Origin of the sequence: Bradyrhizobium sp. NBAIM08, assembly GCF_020193935.1 — a bacterium.
In the GTDB taxonomy this organism is placed as follows: domain Bacteria; phylum Pseudomonadota; class Alphaproteobacteria; order Rhizobiales; family Xanthobacteraceae; genus Bradyrhizobium; species Bradyrhizobium yuanmingense.
The window spans coordinates 1-431 of sequence record NZ_JADYVR010000540.1 but is presented as its reverse complement, the minus strand read 5'-3'; the positions used below and the strand labels follow the sequence as shown (position 1 = coordinate 431).

Genomic DNA, 431 nt, shown 5'->3' with positions numbered 1-431 from the left:
CGAAGCGCAGGTTGTCATCAAGACCCTCATCGGTCAAATACTGACCGAACGGACGCCGAGCCTAGAACAAGTGCCTGAGTTGTATATCGAGTTCGCCAAGCGGCTCCAACCGAACGACCTCATACTCACTTTCAATTACGACATCTTGCTGGAACGAGCCCTCCAGCGGGCAGGTAAGCGGTTCCGACTCTTTCCTTATCGTTTCGAACACGTCGGCGAGTATGCGGCAACAATTGATACAACCCAGGAAGAAATAGTTGTCCTGAAAGTTCACGGTTCTGTTGACTGGTTCGATCGCAATCCAACGACATCGCGACACCCTTTTTTCGACGACGCGGCGCTCCAAACAGAGCCTCTCGTTCACGGGCCGCGCTTCGCCCATGACCCGCTGAAAGAGATAAGGCGAGTGCGTGAAATTGAGAAATTGTACG

General features: G+C 52.9%; 1 protein-coding gene. It reads left to right on the top strand.

The genetic code is table 11. From position 1 onward, the window contains the following. On the top strand, positions 1 to 431 hold a 431-nt coding region (locus tag I6F37_RS40840; RefSeq protein ID WP_225154499.1), incomplete at both ends, for an SIR2 family protein.